The sequence below is a fragment of the Neisseria sp. GT4A_CT1 genome (genome assembly GCF_000227275.1).
Lineage (GTDB): Bacteria > Pseudomonadota > Gammaproteobacteria > Burkholderiales > Neisseriaceae > Neisseria.
The window spans coordinates 494,583-510,542 of record NZ_JH164964.1; the positions used below are offsets into that span (position 1 = coordinate 494,583).

The window sequence follows — 15,960 nt, forward strand, 5'->3', positions numbered from 1 at the left end:
GATGAGTCAAACTGTTCAAATCATATTGTCTGTTGGCCAAATAGAATGGACAATTTGATTATGGACAATTTAAGTCCTGATTATTTTAAATTAGCCAAATTTTAAAGCATTTATTTGATAGGTAATTAGAGCATACTCAAATTACCCATTTTGTCCCGTATTAGGTATCGCCTACTGAGGCCGACCATGAAAGCAGCGAGAATCTACCAACGAGTCAGCACCGAAGAACAAAATCTCGAGCGACAAAACTCCCAAATTCAACAAGCTAAGGCTGAGGGTTACTACATTGCGGGGGTCTATAAAGAAAAAGCCTCCGGTGTCCGTGCAGATCGACCTGTGCTGAATCAACTGATCGCAGACTTGCAAGAAGGCGATGTGATCATCACCGAACATATCGACCGCATTAGCCGTTTGCCTTTGGCAGAAGCGGAAAAACTGGTCGCCCGCATCCGCGAAAAAGGTGCGTTCCTATCCATTCCCGGCATTATCGACTTGAGCCAAATCCAAACCGATTCGGAAATAGCCAAAATCGTTTTGGACAGCATACAAACCATGCTGCTTAAAATTGCACTACAAACGGCTAGAGACGACTATGAACAACGAAGAAACCGTCAAGCTGCCGGCATTGCTGAGGCAAAAAAACAGGGACTTTACAAAGGCCGTCAGGCAAATATCCAAAAGCATAAACTGATTGTCGGCCTACGCCAAAACCATACCCTTCAAGAAACGGCCGATCTTGCTGGATGCAGCGTATCATTAGTCAAATTGGTAATGCGGCAACACAAAAAAATCTCAAATTTCAAAAGAGGAATGAAAATTGGCTACGTTAATGCAGAAAGACGCTCTAATCGAACGTGTTGCCAGTGTACAGGCACTTATTTCACGCAAAACACCCTATTCTGAGGTGCGCTCTGAAGACCAAATTCGCATTACTGGGCTGCATGGTTTTCTATACGACACCAAACCAGAAAATATCGACTTCAACCAGGTGGCCACGGAATGTAATGCCTTATATCAAAAGTATTCAATTATGCCTAACATCGAATAACTCCGCCTTATTTCAACGACCACCACCCGTGATCGTTGTCTTTTTTATTTTCTCAGTATTGACTTGCCATATACAGTTTCTGATAAAATGATTTTGTTACAAAATCAAATAAAGAAAACATATGGAAGAGTTGCCTAAAAAACGCGGTGGGCGTAGGGAAGGAGCAGGGCGAAAAAGCAAGACCGGCGAAGCGACGACAGTAAAGCGTATTCCTGTTTCGTTAATACCCGCTGTTGATGCCATGATTGCCTCTTCTGCCCTGCCACCGGACAGTCTGATTCCAATAAGTCGGACAAACCTGAAGGTTCCGGTTGCCTTAGAAAAAGTGCCAGCCGGATTTCCGTCACCTGCGGAGCCGTATGTCGCAGACTACCTAGATTTCAATGAGTACCTCATTGCCAACCCATCCGCCACCTTTGCCGCGCGTTCTGGTGGATATTCCATGCTAGATGCTGGGATTAGCAAAGACGATATTATGATTATTGACCGTTCAAAAACTCCGAAACACGGCGATATTGTGATGGCAGATTTAGGCAACGAGTTTACGATCAAACGGCTATACAAAGTTCCGGGTCGTAAGCCTGAGCTGCACTCTGAAAACGCTTCCGGCGAGTACCCTGATTTTGTACCTGATGAAAGCGATACTTGGACAATCGTTGGTGTCGTTACTTTTGTTATTAAAGATGTTCGCCAGGGAAGCTAAGATGTTTGCTCTCATTGATGGGAACAGTTTTTACTGTTCTTGTGAAAGGGTTTTCAGGCCGGAATTGAAAAATATTCCGGTTGTTGTCCTATCGAACAACGACGGCTGCGTGGTTGCACGATCTGCTGAAGCAAAGGGTTTAGGCATTAAGATGGGAGAACCCTATTTCCGTGTGAAACACTTAGTTTTTCAAGGTCGCCTGAAAGCATTTTCCAGCAATTATGAGCTCTATGCTGACCTATCCCGCAGGATGATGGAAACCATCGCCGGTTGTGTACCGGCGGTTGAAGTCTATTCAATTGACGAATGTTTCGCCGAGATGACCGGTATCGAAAATCTCGCCGAACTCGGCTGTCAAATCAGAAATCGCGTATTGCAATGGGTTGGCATCCCAACCTGCGTCGGCATCGCACCGACCAAGACGCTAGCCAAATTTTGCAATTACTTGGCAAAAAAATATCCCTCCCACTTTGGCGGTGTAGTTGTTTGGACTGACTGGACTGAGTCTATACGCATGAGAGCTTTACGAAGTGAAGCCGTAAGTGAAGTATGGGGAGTTGGGAACAGGATAGCTGCAAAATTGGCAGCTCAGGGGATATTTACAGCTTTGGACTTTGTACTTGCTGATACAGCCACCCTACGCCGACGTTATGGCGTAACTATCGAGCGGACACAGAAAGAAATGCAAGGCATAGTTTGTGATGGTTTACATCCCAAGCCAGAACCCAAGCAAAATCTTGTTCGTAGTCGGAGTTTTGGAATACGTATAGACACACTGGAAGCATTACAGGCTGCCGTAACGCATCATATCAGTTCAGGTGCCGAGACGTTGCGTAAAGACAAATTGACCGCCTCATCTGTTTCCGTGTTTCTTCATACAGATTTTTTCAAAGAATCTGAGCCACAATATCACAACAGTCAAACAATAAGCCTAATTGTGCCGACATCCGACACTGTACTGTTAAATCACGCGGCACAAAAAATTCTAGCGACTATCTTCCGCAGTGGCTACCTCTACAAAAAATGCGGAATCGAATTACATGGTTTAAAGCCTGCCGAACAAATACAGGCTGATCTTTGGCAGTCTGTCACTACCAACCCAGTCATGGAGGCATGGGACAAAATTAATCGTCAGTATGGTAAAGGCTGTCTGAAACTTGCATCAGAACTATTGGCAAACAACTGGGAGATGAATAGAGACAGATTGAGTCAGTGCTATACCACACGTTTTACTGATTTGCCCATAGTTTGACAGCGGATCGGTTGCACGATCTCCTCAAAATCTATGAATAACCCATAACCAAAAATAAGATTCTGTATATTTCAGATGAGCTATTATTAGACGTAGTAGATAATGACCCGGTTCTCCTCCATCAAGATTTTAAGTTTCCTCAAAATAATCCCAATTTTTCATAAATAAAAAAGCCCGCCGTAGGGGGCAAGAGAAAAATAGGCGTGGCAATTTTGCAGGCTGCCGAAGGTGCCGGAAAAGTTGCCTAAGTCTGTTTTTCTCTTGGGGGCGTGGGGACGTTTCTGCCGAACCTTGAGAGGCGGTAACGGGGCTGCGGCGGGCATTTTTTTCCGTTAATTTCCCTTCAGCATATATAAGGTCGTCTGAAATCGCCATTTCAGGCGACCTTTATATCTTAGTCATTGTAGATAATTTGCTCTATTATCCACCATGTATGCGGATAATTAGCCTTGAAATATTCAATTTCCCATTGATATTCTTCATCATCAATTCCTGTACCATAGATAAATTTTTATCTGAGCCTATAAAATGTGTTGCCCTATTACAACTTTTTCTAATGCTTGCTTCAATTTCAGAAACATTATCCAACATCAAAAACTTAATTAGGGCTTCGGTATCCAGCCTTTCTTTAAAACAAAACTAACTGTTCTTCCAATGTCAATAAGGGGGCGGTTATCTTCGTTTCGTCATGACTGTGCTGTTTTGCGTCGAAAGCGGCTATTTTGTCTGCTTCAATTTCGGCTTTCATGTAGTCTTCAAAACCGCCACGCAACCAATGTACCGTCCGCCATGCCGTATGAAATTCGTTTTTTAAACTGTCTCCATGTATGATTTTTGCGGGGATACCGTAGAAATGGCATTGCACAAAACACATCCACACACACAAAACATCTATATCCACCGCCACCGCAGCCATATGTAAAGTCGGAACTTTTCCGCTATCGGCGATATGTTCCGCAAAGGCAAGCAGATTCGCACCGCTGCCGCAACATGGCTCAAGCAAGGAAACAAATCTTTGTTTCTCCAGTTTCTCCGCCGTGTCAATTCCTACCAGTCTCGCCATCATCCTTGATACTGACATCGGCGTAAAATACTGGCCGTTACGCTCGTTTGATGCGCCCAAGTCCATATAAAGCTCACCCAAAAAATCTTCGTAGATTCCGACGTTCACCGCACGAAGACAGCCTGAAGTTAATACGCCCAACAGCTCAGGAAAAATTTTAAAAGCTTCTGCTTTATATTGTTGGCGGATAGTGTGGTATCGCTCCTCGCGTATTTCCCAATCATCATCCCGCATATAACTATTAAAAATCGCAAGTGCTGCCAGCTCTACGAAATCACGGAAAACATCAGACGGTTTATACGTCGCACCGAATGAATAAATAAGTTTTTTCAAGTCTTTAACCGTGTTATCCATTTTTTTGCTCCCGAAGGTTTCAGACGACCTTTGCCGCCCGAAACCGTTTAAATGCCATTACCACCAACTGTCATAGAAAACTGCTCGCCCCTCAGCTATCGCTAACCGTGCATTCGCTATAAATTTTTTGGTTTCTGTAATGTCTTCGGGATAGATTTGCGAATCTCCAAAGAAAAAGCCCGGCGTGTATTCTAGTTTTTCATCATTTAAATCAGCTTCTAGCCGTTCCAAATCTTCGAGTTCTAGTCGTACAGTGCAACAATTAAATACATCGGCTTTGCCGCCTTTTTGCCGATATAGTTTTTCCATCCAGCCATGTAGATGGTTAAACTTCCGCCAGTACGCAAATTGATTCAGTTCTGCTTCATCACGTTCATCTTCACTCACATTCACATCGGTTTGACGGTCGCCGACAAACTCGGCATTCATGGTGTAGCCGTACATATCAAGTCCCATTTGATAATCCTTTCATAAATGTTCATTCATAAATAATCAACCATCGGGGGCAGCGGCCGCCGTGTTGTGATGTCGTAAAAAATTTCAAAGCGCAAAAAGTCCAGACTGGCTTTGTGCGGCTTTTATCTTTGTCCGGTGCGCCCTCTGTGGCGTGGTGGAAAAGGTAGAAGCCGTGCAAAGACACTTGTCTTGGTCTGGACTTTTTGCGCTTTGAAATTTAGACATCAACCAACAACACGGCGGCCGCTGCCCCCCGATGGTTGTTTCAAACCTTCAGCCGCTTTGCGGCGTTTCCGCCCTTTTGGGCGGAATTGAAAAAACGCTTTAGGGCGTTTTTTGGCACTCGTTGCCTATCCTGCGTATTGTTTTGATTTGCTGTTTATATGGGATATAGGCGTTACTTTGAGGAAGTGATACGCATGGACTTGGATATGTGTGAATATACTGAAGTATGGAAATGTATTTATTTGATTATTTGACATACTAATTATATAAATAATGATTATTTATAATTTCTTTAGTATTTTTAGGATTAAGAATGTTGATTTTTAGAATAAATATGTATATATTGACACTTATATATGAATATAAGTGAATAGATACGCATATGAGCGATTTAGAAGACTTCGTGAAGAACAATGCTCCGTCAGGCAAAAAATCCAAACTTGATGCCTTTGCCGGAGAGATTTTCACATTAAAAAACTTGGGTTACTCAGAAAAAGATATTCTGAGATTCCTGCTTGAAAAAAAGGGAATGACAGTAAGCCAGCCAACTCTGAACAGGTTTATCCGTAGCCATACTGGTAAAACTGTCGCATCACCCGAGATAAATCATCAATCTATTAATGATTCCGTACAAGTCAAAAACAGACAGGCAAGCACCGTTACTCAGACAGTTCCTGACCAAAAACAAACTAACTCTGAAATATCGGAACGTCCAATCATCGGCAAGTTTGACTTGAACCGTGAAATCAATGTTGAAGAGCTGATGTAGAAAAGCCGTCTGTGCCATTCAGACGGCTTCCAATGTATCAAAATACTATTTGCCTACTGCCTTTGCTCCTTCTTCGGCAATCCCTTCATTCATCTCCTCACCTGCTTCAATTTATCCACAAAACCTGTACATATCCCTCACTCAAAAACACTCAATATCCTGTCAAACGCCAATATCCATCTACATAGATCATAAATTGCACAAAAAACAATCAGGCGGCCGCCTGAAATATTTTTTGATAGTGGTCTGTGATCGTGGTCTTTGTATAAAGGTCGTCCTATGTGGACAAAGTTCTTTGTCCTCAAAAGCCAATGTTCTTTGTTCAATATGTACAAACACAGTATTTTCAATCACTTATTTATAACAAAAAAGCGGATTCTGATAATCTAATTGGTATAAAACCACGAAAGCAGGACATAAAAACAGACCGGCATATCCCACTTTGCGCCGAAAAACAGGCAAAACCGCCTTTCAGACGACCTTTCCGGCTTCAAAGGGCGCAAAAAAAGCTGCCGGAGCAGCGTTTGGGCGTGGCGGTGCCAACAGCCTGATGATTACTGTTTTTTGTTGAAAAATTTTTGGAGGTTTTGACGGGCTGAATTGTCAGGATTCCGCTGTCCGCCTGTATCGGGCGGCGGGTCGGCGGATTGTTTGATTTGCGCTTCGTATTCCGCCTTAGCTTTGCGCGTGGCCGCTTCGGACGTCGGTGGCGCAGGGATGTTGGGGGAACGGTCGGATGGATAGAAGCCTGCCCAGCCGTTCAGAATTGATTTCTGCATCACGGCATCGAGGTCGTAGTTTTTGTTTTTTAGGTCTTTAAGCTGTTTGAGCAGGATTTTTTTCTGCTTGATATTGAGGGGCTTGCCTTTTTCGGCGCGCATTTTGAGGAATTCGTTCCAAAGGTCGAGATTAACCCACTTTTCAAGGCGGAAATTGTCGATGTCGAGATGGTAGCGGCTGTCAAACTGCGGTAATGGCTCGCCTTTAACTAGATAGCACAGTTCCAATAAACGCTCTTTGTTGAGCTGCCAGTGCAATCTGCCGTGTACGCCTGCGCGTCGGCATTGGATCACACCTTTGCCCAATAAAAATTTCCGCGCCTTTTCGTAACCACGTCTCGTCAGCCCAAACTCGTTGAACAACTGGGCGGCTGTCTTGTATATCCAGCCATGACGTTTCGGTTCTTTGTCAATCACATCGCTCCACCAAAACAACCCCGACAGCAATGTTGCCGCCTGAATATTGGATCCGCACAAAAGCCCGAACTCGCGGTAAACCACGAAGTCCGTTGTAATGTGATGGCGGATGTCGGAGATAAGCATGATTATTTTGCGGTTTGCACGCTTTTGTGCAATTTCAAAAGTGCAGTTCCCACCTCAAATGAAATAGCCTTTTTACTTTTGCTATTTTGAGTACGGTAATAGTTATTCTTCACTTGAGAAATAAAACCTTGTGAACATCCACAAATCTCTGCTATTTGTCTTTGGGAATAACCTGCATCTTGAATTTCTTGAATGATTTTTGTCCAATCCATAATGTTCCTTTCCATACAATCCACATTCTAATTAGAAAGCTAATTTAGTTCAATAACCAAACTAATTAAACAAAACCATAGACTGTTTGTTTTAAATAGAGCGCAAAGACTATGGAACACATTGGAGACCGTATCCGTATTGCGAGATTGAACCTAGAGCTCAGTCAGTCTGCGTTAGCGAAAAGAGCAAATGTAAGCCAAGGAACAATTGGTCAATTAGAGAGTGGACGAAATCAAAGTTCAGCTAAGATCGTTGAACTGGCTTCGGCATTGAATGTTTCTCCTGAATGGCTACTTTATGGGAAAAATCCTCCTTCAGTATTCCAAAAGCCGGAAAATATCGAAACTTCAGAATCTTATATTACTTCTGAAATAAGTGCTGTTGCACTCAAAAAGGAATTTTTAAAAGCCCAAGGATTTGATGTTGATTATGTAGATTTCATTAGATGTAAAGATGAAAGTATGTCACCAACAATCAGTATTTTTGATGATGTGGCGTTTTCTCGGCTAGACAAAGTCAAACATGAAAATGGGGTGTTCGTTATAAAACGAAGTTCTGGTTTAATCTTCATTCGAAGAACAATTCTTGATTCAACCCAGAAATGGATATATCGCTGTGACAATTTGGACAAAACACGTTTCTCAGATGTGGATGCAATTGAGTCAGATGAAATTCTTGGTAGAGTTATTTGGCGTGGTGGGCTTAACTCCTTTAATTTATAAGATATAAATAATATGAAATAATGATATAAATTACTATCTAATTCAACTATTTTCAGGTCGCCTAATAATTTAAGGCGACTTTTTTTGTAACGATAAATTACTATTCTAATAAAATTTTACACTAAAATATTAGCAAACTATTTACTTGGTTCAATTAGTTTGCTAATATTTGCGTATCGAAGCTCTTTAACAGTTTGGAACGAAGCAACCGGCCTTCGGAGTTATTTCGGCTTAAAAAGTCCGAAACAACAAACGTAGAAAAGGCGATCGAGCCTTTGGGTAAATCGGATAAACGGTTGCGGGCAGCATCAACCTGCCCAAAAAAAATGCCGCGCATCCGGGTAGCCTGATGAGAGGGTCCGGTAACAGGCGGCAAGTTGGACGTATTTTTTAATCGGGACGTAATCCCGATGCAGCAGCGATAATCTGCGGACAAGCTGCAAAATACATTTTGGTTTTTCTTTTCGCCCGCCGTGAGCGGGTATTTATCGGATAAATCCGATAGGGCATAGGCCCAAATGTTCTGACGGCTCTACCCGTCTTTAAACATGTATCCAAATCCAAGCCCACTTCTTGCACAAGTGGGTTTCCGTTTGGGTTCATCCGAAATAATAATAAAGTTTATTATTTCAGATAGTTTATTATTATAGTTCAAAGGTGAAGTTATGACAAATATGACAAAGGATGAAATTAAAGCCCTGCAAATTAAAGCAGCGGAAATCAGTGATCATTTTGAAAAACGCTCGGCGGTTTATGTGCGCTCGGGACAGGAAATTTTTGAGGCGAACCGTGAGAATCATGATGACGCATTCATCGCATCGTGTGTTGCGAATGACTACTGGTGGAAGTTCGAGTCGTATCTGAAGGGCAGTGATCTTTGGAAAGATGCAGAGTCTGATGATATTGATGATGTGGCGGCGGAGTTTGAGGGTAGGTTTGCGGAATTTTTTCGGGAAGGTTGAGAACGATGCCCGTAAAGATGGGAATGACTTTATTACTTAGTCTGTTTTTTGATGATTATGGTTTTCCTAATCTATGGGCGTGGGTAATCTATTTTATTCTTTGTGGTATAACGGTGGCCTGTTTCTGGATATTCTCTTCGGGTAGAAAAAAAGAAGAAGAGGTATTATTCAAATATACTTCGCTTTCTGCAATTTTCTTGTATTTATGCCTATTTGGCTTAGTTTATTCATTAAACCCATATGGATATATACCTGTTAGTGGTACAAATATCCAAAAGGATAACATAAGAAGATGTACGCTCGGAAAAACCATTACCCTTGAAAACATCGAGGATATTATGTTCGATTGCAAAAAACATGATTTGGAAATGGGACTTAAGTCCATAACAAAATAAGCAAGGTTAATTTCAGGTCGTTAGAAGTTTCAGACGACCATTTCTACCGCCTAGCTACACAAAAGGCGGCGGGCAACTCAGCGGCTCGAGAGAAAGGAAGACTGAGCGGTTCCGATACCGTCCGTGTGTGATGTTGTGTGAACAAGCACTTTGCCCGTGAAACAACGATCAGTAACGGGAGGGTAAAAATCGGCGGTATTGGTATTTATCACACCCTGCCGTTTTGAGCGATGCCCTGATAAGGCTGACTACCGGCAATACGTCGGGGAGCAGGTGGAAGCCCTGCAATTAAATTCTGAGGTCGTCTGAAGAAAGTTTTCAGACGACCTTCAATTTATCTAAAAGCGAAAGGAAGCAACATGAAAAAACTCCGCAAGCCCGTCAAACAGATCGTCATCGGGACATATCAAAGCATGAGAGCCGCTGCACAGCAGGTTGACCTGCTGATGAAGGGCAATGGTGATTTATGTGTGAACATTGTCCAAGAAGGAAGAAAGTTCCAAGTTCGGACGGTCGTATGGCAATGAAAAAACCGCTTTCTTGCGAAAGCGGCTTTCTCGGAGACTTGGGTAATCTCGTAGGGGTACGCAGATTATCCTTTTTTTCGTCTTTTATTTCAATATGGAAAAGGTATTGTATGAAAAAATACTTGGGTTTGTTGACAGCGGCGTTGCTGGGTGCCGCGCCCGCCGTTTATGCGGATGATGTACTGACAGGAGATACGCGATTGGCGTGTGAGGCGATTTTGTGTCTGTCATCAGGCGACCGTCCAAGCGAGTGTACCGCTTCGATTAAACGGTATTTTTCGATTCGGCATAAAAAGTTGGGGGATACCCTCAAAGCACGTCGGAACTTTTTGAAAATGTGTCCGGCAAGTTCGGAAAACGCTGAAATGGCGGGTTTGACAGACGCGATTGCGGAGGGAGCGGGTCGTTGCGACGCGCAGGAGTTGAACCGCATGATGCGCTATAAGAAGCTGGAAAAGGTTTGCGAACATAAGACCAAATACAGCTTGGGACGTAAATATGTTGTCGAGGACAACTGCCAAACGGTCAAGAAAACCTACATTCGCCCAGACAAGCCGGGTTATTGCAAGGCTTATTTCGATCACGGCTGGACGACGGTAGCCGACAAAGTACGCTACGTCGGCGAAGAACGAAATGGCGGACGCTGGGTTGATGTCCGCTAGATTATCTCGGTTGTTATTTCCTCCTGTGTTCGGGCAAGCCCTTTCCTGATGTCCGACACGCTCTTTCCCTGCGGGCAACTCCTGTCCGCAGGGCTTTTTACAGACCAAAGTCCGTTTGAAAAGCGGGTTTTGATGTGTAAAAAATCCAAACGGCCGTAAAAACGGTATTTTTTTATAACGAAACGACAATCAGGAAAGGTTGGAACAAATATGCAAGAAGTAAATTTAATAGTTCAAAGTAAAGGCGGATGTGGCAAAACGTTTTGCTGCGCCTCATACGCGCAATATGTGGCGGCAAGGGCTGCTAATCAGGTAGAAGTACACTGCTACGATACCGATACCAGCAACCGTACGTTGAGCCGGTACAAACCGTTGCACGTCCAAGTAATCAACATCCTGACACGGGATAACAACGTTGATATTCGTAATTTTGACGGACTGGTTGAGCAGTTCTTGGAAAAAGACGGTATAGGCATTGTCGATACCGGTTCCAACACTTTTATTCCACTGATGTCGTATATCGCTGAAAACAACATCGCCGAACTGCTACGGGAATCAGGTGTGCGCCTGATTCTTCATGTGCCGATTGAAGGCGGACAGGCGCAAGTAGACTGCATTGAAAGCTTGGGACGGATTTTGAACGACGTCGATGCTGAAGTAATAGTTTGGCTGAACGAGTTCCACGGCGCAGTGGAGAATGGCGGTAAACCGTTCGAACAGTTCGGTGTTTACCAAAAACACAAAGACCGCATCGTCGGTATTGTGCGCGTGGAAAAACGCAATCCCGACACCTACGGGAAAGACATTGAACAGATGACTAAGCTGCATCTGACCTTTGACGAGGTGGATTCCACGGCAGAAATGACCTTTATGCCTAAACAACGTCTGCGGAATGTGAAGCGCGATATTTTCGCGAAACTGGCAAACCTGCCGGTTGCAGTAAACGCTTTGAATGGTGCGGACGATGGAAAATAAGCCCGCCGAAATTGTCGCTGAAGTCTTCCGGCATTCGGGGACGCGGCTGACGGAAGACGATCCTATCGTCGTTATGTTGATGATGCAGGATCAGTCTTTCCGCCAAGCCTTTGACGCATTTGCGAGGCAGCAAACGGAAGAACGGCTGGTCTTCTTGGAAGAACTTTCCGTCCGTGAAGGCAATATTACCGCTGCCGCCGCCAAGCTGGAAAAGTACCGAGAGCAACTGCTGGCAGAGCTGGCGCAGTATGCCAACGGACAGATTGCCGAGGCAGAACAAAAAATCTATGGTTCGGTATCCCAACGTATCGCCCGTGATACGGAAGAAGCCAACGAACGGCTGGTCAAAAGGCTGGAACGACTGGTCGTCTGTACTATGGCGGCAGCTCTGGCAGTGTTGCTGATAGTGGGATGGGTTATTTGGAGAGGAGGTTGATGTGGATGAGAAAAGTTACAAGACCCTGCTTGCAAAGCCGCCCGAAGGAATTGGCAGTTGGCCGTTGGTTTTAATCATCGAATTTAAAGATGCCGTTTACGAGGCAAACATTGCCCTGAGTCGTTCAAGGTCTGCCAAAGGCTGGCAGCAAACGTTTGCTGAAAAAGCCGAAAAAGTATGCGGTTTTTACCGACTCCAAAACGAAATAGAAAAAAGGAAGCACCAATGCTGATTGACAAGAAAAATCCCGTCAGTACGGTAAAGATACCTTCCATTGTAGTTCCGGCAGAGGAAGATTATCCACATTACCGGCTGATACCGGTGCAGACGGAAGCAGGCAACGATATGTGCCTGCTTTTTTATGTCAATGAAGAATACTATCTGATGCTCGAACCGCGCATCAAACGCTATTTGGCCCTCAGAAAACTGGAACAGTTGACCGAAACTGCGCCGTTTAAAGTTTTCGAAGTGATGCGGGAGGCAGAATGAGCAAAACCTACACCGTGGAAGAGGCAGCAGAATACTGCAAATGCCACGCCGAAACCATCCGACAATACATCCGTAAAGGGATGCTTGAGGCCAGCCGACCTGGCCGCCGTTATTGTATTACCCAAGCCGCACTTGACGTTTTCCTGATGCAAAAAGAAAATGAACAGGTGCAGGCTTCGCTCGAACACAGGAGCAAAGCAAAATGCCGATCTACTTACGAAAAGGCGTGTACTACGTCGATATTAGGACAGAAAGCGGCCGCAGAATTAGACAGTCTGCTGGCACTAAAAACAAGCAGGAAGCGCAAAGGCTGCACAATAAATTGACATACGAGTTATGGCAGCATGAGCATTTTGACGAAAAACCGAAACGGCTGTGGGAGGAGGCCGCAGTCAAATGGATTGAAGAGAATGGCAGCAAGAAAAGCATCGGGAACGATTTGTGCAGATTGCGTGGTCTGCCGGAACTGCGCGGGATTTACCTGCATCATTTGACCCGTGATTTCATCATGGATACCGTCGCAAAAAAGAACTGCTCCGACAGCACGAAAAACCGTTATCTTGCGCTGATTCGCGCCATACTGAATAAAGCCGTCAAGGAATGGGGGTGGTTGGAAAGGGCTCCTCATCTGACGCTTTATCGAGAGCCTAAACGGCGGATCCGCTGGCTGACGAAAGATGAGGCAAATAGATTGATCGCCTCCTTGCCCGACTATATGGCCGAAATGGTCATATTCAGCTTATGCACGGGATTGCGCCAGCGCAATGTTTTGGATTTGGAATGGCGGCAAGTGGATTTGACGGGAAGAACCGCATGGATACATCCTGACGAAAGCAAATCAGGCAAGGCGATAGGTGTTGCCCTGAATGATACGGCCATAGGCGTAATATCAAGGCAGATGGGGAAGCATTCCCGATTTGTCTTTACTTATTCCAATGGACGTAAAGTTCAAAGCATCAGCTCGAGGATTTGGAAAAACGCCTTGGAAAAGGCAGGAATTTCAGATTTCCGCTGGCACGATCTTCGGCACACGTGGGCAAGCTGGCTGGTTCAGTCTGGCGTGCCGTTGTCCGCCTTACAGGAGATGGGTGGTTGGGAAAGCGTTGAGATGGTACGCCGTTACGCACATTTGTCGGCGGAACATCTTCAAGCCCATGCCGAGGTATTGGACGGTATCGGGCTATGTAAAGACACAAATTGGACACAGTGCCGACTCGAAAAAAATGCCCAGCTTACGCAAGTCGTTGATTTGATTGGTGGGTCCGGTGGGGTTCGAACCCACGACCAAGGGATTATGAGTCCCCTGCTCTAACCCCTGAGCTACAGACCCGTTCAAGAGTAGGGGCGTATTGTATCATAAATTATTCCGCTTACAAGGTCGTCTGAAAAAGATAATGTGTCTGCTATTGCCGACCGGCTTTATATTGATCATTTGGGTTGCACTGCCGCAGTAGACTTGTTTTGACTGTGGTTTGCTGCCTTGGGTGGAAAGCGGATTTCGGCGGTCGATAATTTCCTGTCCAATGGGCGGAGTGTAAATGTTTGGAAAAATAAATCTAAAGTTATATTTTGATAGTTTACATTGTTTTGACCTAGCATTTTATTTTCAAAAGGATTTTGAAAATCTGATTCGGCAGACATGGTGGAATAGGGGATTGAATATTGAGAAACAAGGTAGGGCGGTCGGTTATTTTGACTGGTTTGGGGCGGGGTTTTCACTTACAATCAAACAAGGTTTACATATGGCAACACTCCGCCGCTTGATGCCAAGGTTGGTTGCAGACGTTTTTGTTTGATTTCACGGCATTGTGCGGATGTGTTTGTTTAGGCTTTTCGTCCATAAGAAAAACTAAGAAAAACAAGGAAAAACAATGCGCCGCTTACCAATTCTATCCCTCATCCTGCTTCCCGCTGTGTCTCACGCCGCTGATTTTGACGGCGCGACGCTCAGTCTGTTTTGGGGTGCGCCGTTCGCGTTGATTCTTTTGTCTATCGCTTTGGGGCCACTCTTTTTCGCGCATACCTGGCATCACCATTTCGGCAAGATTACAGCGTTTTGGACGCTGCTGTTTTTGGTTCCGTTCGCCGTTGTGTTCGGTTTCGGGGCGGGTGTGCATACGGTTGCCCATGCGCTGGTTGAGGAATATATCCCGTTTATCCTGCTGCTTTTGGCTTTATATACAATTTCGGGCGGGATTTTGGTTTGGGGTAAGCTCAATGGTACGCCTGCGCTGAATACCGGGCTGCTGGCGGCGGGGACGGTGATGGCTTCCTTTATGGGGACGACCGGTGCGGCAATGCTGATGATTCGTCCGCTGCTTAAGGCAAACCATTACCGCAAGAATAAGGTGCATGTCGTTATATTCTTTATTTTTTTGGTGGCAAATATCGGCGGCGGCCTGACGCCGTTGGGCGATCCTCCGCTGTTTTTGGGCTTCTTGAAGGGCGTGGATTTCATGTGGACGGTGAAACACATGTTGATGCCCGTATTGATCAGTACGGTGGTGCTGTTGCTGGTGTTTTACATTATTGACAGCCGTTATCACGCGCGTGAAGCCAATGTGGAACAGATTCGGCAGGAAGAGGAGGCCGATGAAGATTTGCGTATTGCCGGCAAATGGAATTTTCTGCTGCTGGCGGGCGTGGTCGGTGCGGTTTTGCTGTCCGGCTTGTGGAAGCCCGATCATCCGGGGTTTGAGATTTTAGGCAGCCACTATGCGTTGCAAAACTTGGTGCGCGATGTGATTTTGCTGGTGCTGACCGTTGTTTCGTTGCTGATTACGCCCAAACAGGTCAGGGCGGGCAATGAATTCAATTTCGACCCGATTGCCGAAGTGGGCAAACTGTTTTTGGGTATTTTCATTACGATTTCCCCTGTTTTGGCGATTTTGAAGGCAGGCGAGGCGGGTGCGCTGGGTGCGGTGGTGTCGTTGGTGCATGACGCTTCGGGCAATCCGATTAATACGATGTATTTCTGGATGAGCGGTTTGTTGTCCGCATTTTTGGATAATGCGCCGACTTATCTAGTGTTCTTCAATATGGCGGGCGGCGATGCTCAGGCGTTGATGACGGGGCATCTGTTCCATTCGTTGTTGGCGGTATCCATGGGTTCGGTGTTTATGGGCGCGCTCACTTATATCGGCAATGCGCCGAACTTTATGGTTAAAGCGATTGCCGAGCAGCGCGGCGTGCCAATGCCGACTTTCTTCGGTTATATGATGTGGTCGGTGGGGGTGTTGATTCCGCTGTTTATACTGCATACGCTGATCTTCTTCGTTTGGCAGTTGTTCTGATTCCTAAACTTCGAAAGGTCGTCTGAAAACCTGATTCTTATTGATTCGGTTTTCAGACGACCTTTTTGTATTCTGCCAGGGATTAATTTGGGGC

23 protein-coding genes, 1 tRNA gene and 1 pseudogene are annotated in these 15,960 nt (G+C 45.0%); 18 read left to right on the plus strand and 7 right to left on the minus strand.

Going from position 1 to position 15,960, the window contains the following annotated elements; genetic code table 11:
- The first annotated feature begins 186 nt into the window (after nucleotides 1–186).
- From HMPREF1028_RS02260 to HMPREF1028_RS02275, 3 genes are all read left to right on the plus strand, one after another.
- Nucleotides 187–903, plus strand: a complete 717-nt coding sequence (locus HMPREF1028_RS02260; protein WP_009311175.1) for a recombinase family protein — start codon at nucleotides 187–189, stop codon at nucleotides 901–903.
- 266 nt (nucleotides 904–1,169) lie between these two features.
- Complete coding sequence (gene umuD, locus HMPREF1028_RS02270; RefSeq protein WP_009311176.1) at nucleotides 1,170–1,751, plus strand: translesion error-prone DNA polymerase V autoproteolytic subunit; 582 nt, start codon at nucleotides 1,170–1,172, stop codon at nucleotides 1,749–1,751.
- Between the two features lies 1 nt (nucleotide 1,752).
- Complete coding sequence (locus HMPREF1028_RS02275; protein WP_009311177.1) at nucleotides 1,753–3,003, plus strand: Y-family DNA polymerase; 1,251 nt, start codon at nucleotides 1,753–1,755, stop codon at nucleotides 3,001–3,003.
- Nucleotides 3,004–3,161: 158 nt separating this feature from the next.
- On the opposite strand, the gene HMPREF1028_RS02280 is transcribed toward HMPREF1028_RS02275, so the two are convergent.
- From HMPREF1028_RS02280 to HMPREF1028_RS02290, 3 genes are all read right to left on the minus strand, one after another.
- On the minus strand, nucleotides 3,162–3,326 hold the full coding sequence (locus tag HMPREF1028_RS02280) for a hypothetical protein (RefSeq protein WP_009311178.1): 165 nt from the start codon (nucleotides 3,324–3,326) through the stop codon (nucleotides 3,162–3,164).
- 305 nt (nucleotides 3,327–3,631) lie between these two features.
- Nucleotides 3,632–4,420: an N-6 DNA methylase gene (locus HMPREF1028_RS02285; RefSeq protein WP_009311179.1), complete on the minus strand. Its 789-nt coding sequence runs from the start codon at nucleotides 4,418–4,420 to the stop codon at nucleotides 3,632–3,634.
- A gap of 57 nt (nucleotides 4,421–4,477) precedes the next feature.
- Entirely contained in the window at nucleotides 4,478–4,876 is a 399-nt protein-coding gene (locus HMPREF1028_RS02290) for a hypothetical protein (protein ID WP_009311180.1), read from the minus strand.
- Between the two features lie 607 nt (nucleotides 4,877–5,483).
- Here HMPREF1028_RS02290 and HMPREF1028_RS02295 point away from each other — a divergent pair.
- On the plus strand, nucleotides 5,484–5,870 hold the full coding sequence (locus tag HMPREF1028_RS02295) for a hypothetical protein (RefSeq protein WP_009311181.1): 387 nt from the start codon (nucleotides 5,484–5,486) through the stop codon (nucleotides 5,868–5,870).
- A gap of 281 nt (nucleotides 5,871–6,151) precedes the next feature.
- A complete protein-coding gene (locus tag HMPREF1028_RS02300) occupies nucleotides 6,152–6,421 on the plus strand; it encodes a hypothetical protein (RefSeq protein ID WP_036528893.1) in 270 nt (89 codons plus the stop codon).
- A gap of 3 nt (nucleotides 6,422–6,424) precedes the next feature.
- Here HMPREF1028_RS02300 and HMPREF1028_RS02305 read toward each other — a convergent pair whose 3' ends face one another.
- Together HMPREF1028_RS02305 and HMPREF1028_RS02310 are read right to left on the minus strand one after the other, a co-directional pair.
- Entirely contained in the window at nucleotides 6,425–7,192 is a 768-nt protein-coding gene (locus HMPREF1028_RS02305) for a hypothetical protein (RefSeq protein WP_009311182.1), read from the minus strand.
- Between the two features lie 2 nt (nucleotides 7,193–7,194).
- Nucleotides 7,195–7,404, minus strand: a complete 210-nt coding sequence (locus HMPREF1028_RS02310) for a helix-turn-helix domain-containing protein (protein ID WP_009311183.1) — start codon at nucleotides 7,402–7,404, stop codon at nucleotides 7,195–7,197.
- Between the two features lie 111 nt (nucleotides 7,405–7,515).
- On the opposite strand from HMPREF1028_RS02310, the gene HMPREF1028_RS02315 reads away from it, so the two are divergent.
- Complete coding sequence (locus HMPREF1028_RS02315) at nucleotides 7,516–8,127, plus strand: helix-turn-helix domain-containing protein (protein WP_009311184.1); 612 nt, start codon at nucleotides 7,516–7,518, stop codon at nucleotides 8,125–8,127.
- A 154-nt stretch (nucleotides 8,128–8,281) separates the two neighbouring features.
- Here the strand turns inward: HMPREF1028_RS02315 and HMPREF1028_RS14380 are convergent, their stop codons facing one another.
- Nucleotides 8,282–8,464 carry a hypothetical protein gene (locus HMPREF1028_RS14380; protein WP_107813178.1) on the minus strand — a complete coding sequence of 61 codons (183 nt, stop codon included), beginning with the start codon at nucleotides 8,462–8,464 and terminating at the stop codon, nucleotides 8,282–8,284.
- Between the two features lie 328 nt (nucleotides 8,465–8,792).
- Between HMPREF1028_RS14380 and HMPREF1028_RS02320 the strand changes: the two genes are divergently transcribed.
- The 10 genes and pseudogenes from HMPREF1028_RS02320 to HMPREF1028_RS15780 all read left to right on the plus strand — a co-directional run.
- Nucleotides 8,793–9,089, plus strand: a complete 297-nt coding sequence (locus HMPREF1028_RS02320) for a hypothetical protein (protein WP_009311185.1) — start codon at nucleotides 8,793–8,795, stop codon at nucleotides 9,087–9,089.
- A gap of 23 nt (nucleotides 9,090–9,112) precedes the next feature.
- Nucleotides 9,113–9,484, plus strand: a complete 372-nt coding sequence (locus HMPREF1028_RS02325; RefSeq protein ID WP_232203764.1) for a hypothetical protein — start codon at nucleotides 9,113–9,115, stop codon at nucleotides 9,482–9,484.
- Between the two features lie 359 nt (nucleotides 9,485–9,843).
- Nucleotides 9,844–10,011: a hypothetical protein gene (locus HMPREF1028_RS15055; protein ID WP_009311186.1), complete on the plus strand. Its 168-nt coding sequence runs from the start codon at nucleotides 9,844–9,846 to the stop codon at nucleotides 10,009–10,011.
- Nucleotides 10,012–10,121: 110 nt separating this feature from the next.
- Entirely contained in the window at nucleotides 10,122–10,673 is a 552-nt protein-coding gene (locus HMPREF1028_RS02330) for a TrbM/KikA/MpfK family conjugal transfer protein (protein ID WP_009311187.1), read from the plus strand.
- A 210-nt stretch (nucleotides 10,674–10,883) separates the two neighbouring features.
- The gene (locus HMPREF1028_RS02335; protein ID WP_009311188.1) at nucleotides 10,884–11,648 is read left to right on the plus strand and encodes a conjugal transfer protein TraL; all 765 of its coding nucleotides are present in this window, start codon (nucleotides 10,884–10,886) and stop codon (nucleotides 11,646–11,648) included.
- A complete protein-coding gene (locus tag HMPREF1028_RS02340; protein ID WP_009311189.1) occupies nucleotides 11,638–12,084 on the plus strand; it encodes a hypothetical protein in 447 nt (148 codons plus the stop codon). Before HMPREF1028_RS02335 ends, HMPREF1028_RS02340 begins: the two co-directional genes overlap by 11 nt.
- A 1-nt stretch (nucleotide 12,085) precedes the next feature.
- Nucleotides 12,086–12,316 (plus strand): hypothetical protein, encoded by a 231-nt coding sequence (locus HMPREF1028_RS02345; protein WP_009311190.1) that lies wholly within the window; start codon nucleotides 12,086–12,088, stop codon nucleotides 12,314–12,316.
- Nucleotides 12,310–12,573: a hypothetical protein gene (locus HMPREF1028_RS02350; RefSeq protein WP_009311191.1), complete on the plus strand. Its 264-nt coding sequence runs from the start codon at nucleotides 12,310–12,312 to the stop codon at nucleotides 12,571–12,573. The genes HMPREF1028_RS02345 and HMPREF1028_RS02350 overlap by 7 nt, the downstream gene beginning before the upstream one ends.
- Nucleotides 12,570–12,899 carry an excisionase family DNA-binding protein gene (locus tag HMPREF1028_RS02355; protein ID WP_036528899.1) on the plus strand — a complete coding sequence of 110 codons (330 nt, stop codon included), beginning with the start codon at nucleotides 12,570–12,572 and terminating at the stop codon, nucleotides 12,897–12,899. Before HMPREF1028_RS02350 ends, HMPREF1028_RS02355 begins: the two co-directional genes overlap by 4 nt.
- Nucleotides 12,800–13,750: pseudogene (locus tag HMPREF1028_RS15780) on the plus strand (tyrosine-type recombinase/integrase); the annotation flags it as partial. The gene HMPREF1028_RS02355 and the pseudogene HMPREF1028_RS15780, both read left to right, overlap by 100 nt.
- Nucleotides 13,751–13,827: 77 nt before the next feature.
- On the opposite strand, the gene HMPREF1028_RS02365 reads toward HMPREF1028_RS15780, so the two are convergent.
- Nucleotides 13,828–13,903, minus strand: a tRNA-Ile gene (locus HMPREF1028_RS02365).
- A gap of 208 nt (nucleotides 13,904–14,111) precedes the next feature.
- Between HMPREF1028_RS02365 and HMPREF1028_RS02370 the strand changes: the two genes are divergently transcribed.
- Together HMPREF1028_RS02370 and HMPREF1028_RS02375 are read left to right on the plus strand one after the other, a co-directional pair.
- Nucleotides 14,112–14,369: a hypothetical protein gene (locus HMPREF1028_RS02370; protein ID WP_003755972.1), complete on the plus strand. Its 258-nt coding sequence runs from the start codon at nucleotides 14,112–14,114 to the stop codon at nucleotides 14,367–14,369.
- A 75-nt stretch (nucleotides 14,370–14,444) separates the two neighbouring features.
- Nucleotides 14,445–15,866, plus strand: coding sequence for a sodium:proton antiporter (locus HMPREF1028_RS02375; protein ID WP_003755974.1), 1,422 nt, complete (start codon nucleotides 14,445–14,447; stop codon nucleotides 15,864–15,866).
- The last annotated feature ends 94 nt before the right edge of the window (nucleotides 15,867–15,960 follow it).

Excerpts from the sequence above, each read along its gene's own strand:
- HMPREF1028_RS02260 (WP_009311175.1), top strand. The coding sequence starts at position 187 with ATGAAAGCAGCGAGAATCTACCAACGAGTCAGCACCGAAGAACAAAAT.
- umuD (WP_009311176.1), top strand. The coding sequence starts at position 1,170 with ATGGAAGAGTTGCCTAAAAAACGCGGTGGGCGTAGGGAAGGAGCAGGG.
- HMPREF1028_RS02275 (WP_009311177.1), top strand. The coding sequence starts at position 1,753 with ATGTTTGCTCTCATTGATGGGAACAGTTTTTACTGTTCTTGTGAAAGG.
- HMPREF1028_RS02280 (WP_009311178.1), bottom strand. The coding sequence starts at position 3,326 with ATGCCCGCCGCAGCCCCGTTACCGCCTCTCAAGGTTCGGCAGAAACGT.
- HMPREF1028_RS02285 (WP_009311179.1), bottom strand. The coding sequence starts at position 4,420 with ATGGATAACACGGTTAAAGACTTGAAAAAACTTATTTATTCATTCGGT.
- HMPREF1028_RS02290 (WP_009311180.1), bottom strand. The coding sequence starts at position 4,876 with ATGGGACTTGATATGTACGGCTACACCATGAATGCCGAGTTTGTCGGC.
- HMPREF1028_RS02295 (WP_009311181.1), top strand. The coding sequence starts at position 5,484 with ATGAGCGATTTAGAAGACTTCGTGAAGAACAATGCTCCGTCAGGCAAA.
- HMPREF1028_RS02305 (WP_009311182.1), bottom strand. The coding sequence starts at position 7,192 with ATGCTTATCTCCGACATCCGCCATCACATTACAACGGACTTCGTGGTT.
- HMPREF1028_RS02310 (WP_009311183.1), bottom strand. The coding sequence starts at position 7,404 with ATGGATTGGACAAAAATCATTCAAGAAATTCAAGATGCAGGTTATTCC.
- HMPREF1028_RS02315 (WP_009311184.1), top strand. The coding sequence starts at position 7,516 with ATGGAACACATTGGAGACCGTATCCGTATTGCGAGATTGAACCTAGAG.
- HMPREF1028_RS14380 (WP_107813178.1), bottom strand. The coding sequence starts at position 8,464 with ATGCGCGGCATTTTTTTTGGGCAGGTTGATGCTGCCCGCAACCGTTTA.
- HMPREF1028_RS02320 (WP_009311185.1), top strand. The coding sequence starts at position 8,793 with ATGACAAATATGACAAAGGATGAAATTAAAGCCCTGCAAATTAAAGCA.
- HMPREF1028_RS02325 (WP_232203764.1), top strand. The coding sequence starts at position 9,113 with ATGACTTTATTACTTAGTCTGTTTTTTGATGATTATGGTTTTCCTAAT.
- HMPREF1028_RS15055 (WP_009311186.1), top strand. The coding sequence starts at position 9,844 with ATGAAAAAACTCCGCAAGCCCGTCAAACAGATCGTCATCGGGACATAT.
- HMPREF1028_RS02330 (WP_009311187.1), top strand. The coding sequence starts at position 10,122 with ATGAAAAAATACTTGGGTTTGTTGACAGCGGCGTTGCTGGGTGCCGCG.
- HMPREF1028_RS02335 (WP_009311188.1), top strand. The coding sequence starts at position 10,884 with ATGCAAGAAGTAAATTTAATAGTTCAAAGTAAAGGCGGATGTGGCAAA.
- HMPREF1028_RS02340 (WP_009311189.1), top strand. The coding sequence starts at position 11,638 with ATGGAAAATAAGCCCGCCGAAATTGTCGCTGAAGTCTTCCGGCATTCG.
- HMPREF1028_RS02350 (WP_009311191.1), top strand. The coding sequence starts at position 12,310 with ATGCTGATTGACAAGAAAAATCCCGTCAGTACGGTAAAGATACCTTCC.
- HMPREF1028_RS02355 (WP_036528899.1), top strand. The coding sequence starts at position 12,570 with ATGAGCAAAACCTACACCGTGGAAGAGGCAGCAGAATACTGCAAATGC.
- HMPREF1028_RS02370 (WP_003755972.1), top strand. The coding sequence starts at position 14,112 with ATGTTTGGAAAAATAAATCTAAAGTTATATTTTGATAGTTTACATTGT.
- HMPREF1028_RS02375 (WP_003755974.1), top strand. The coding sequence starts at position 14,445 with ATGCGCCGCTTACCAATTCTATCCCTCATCCTGCTTCCCGCTGTGTCT.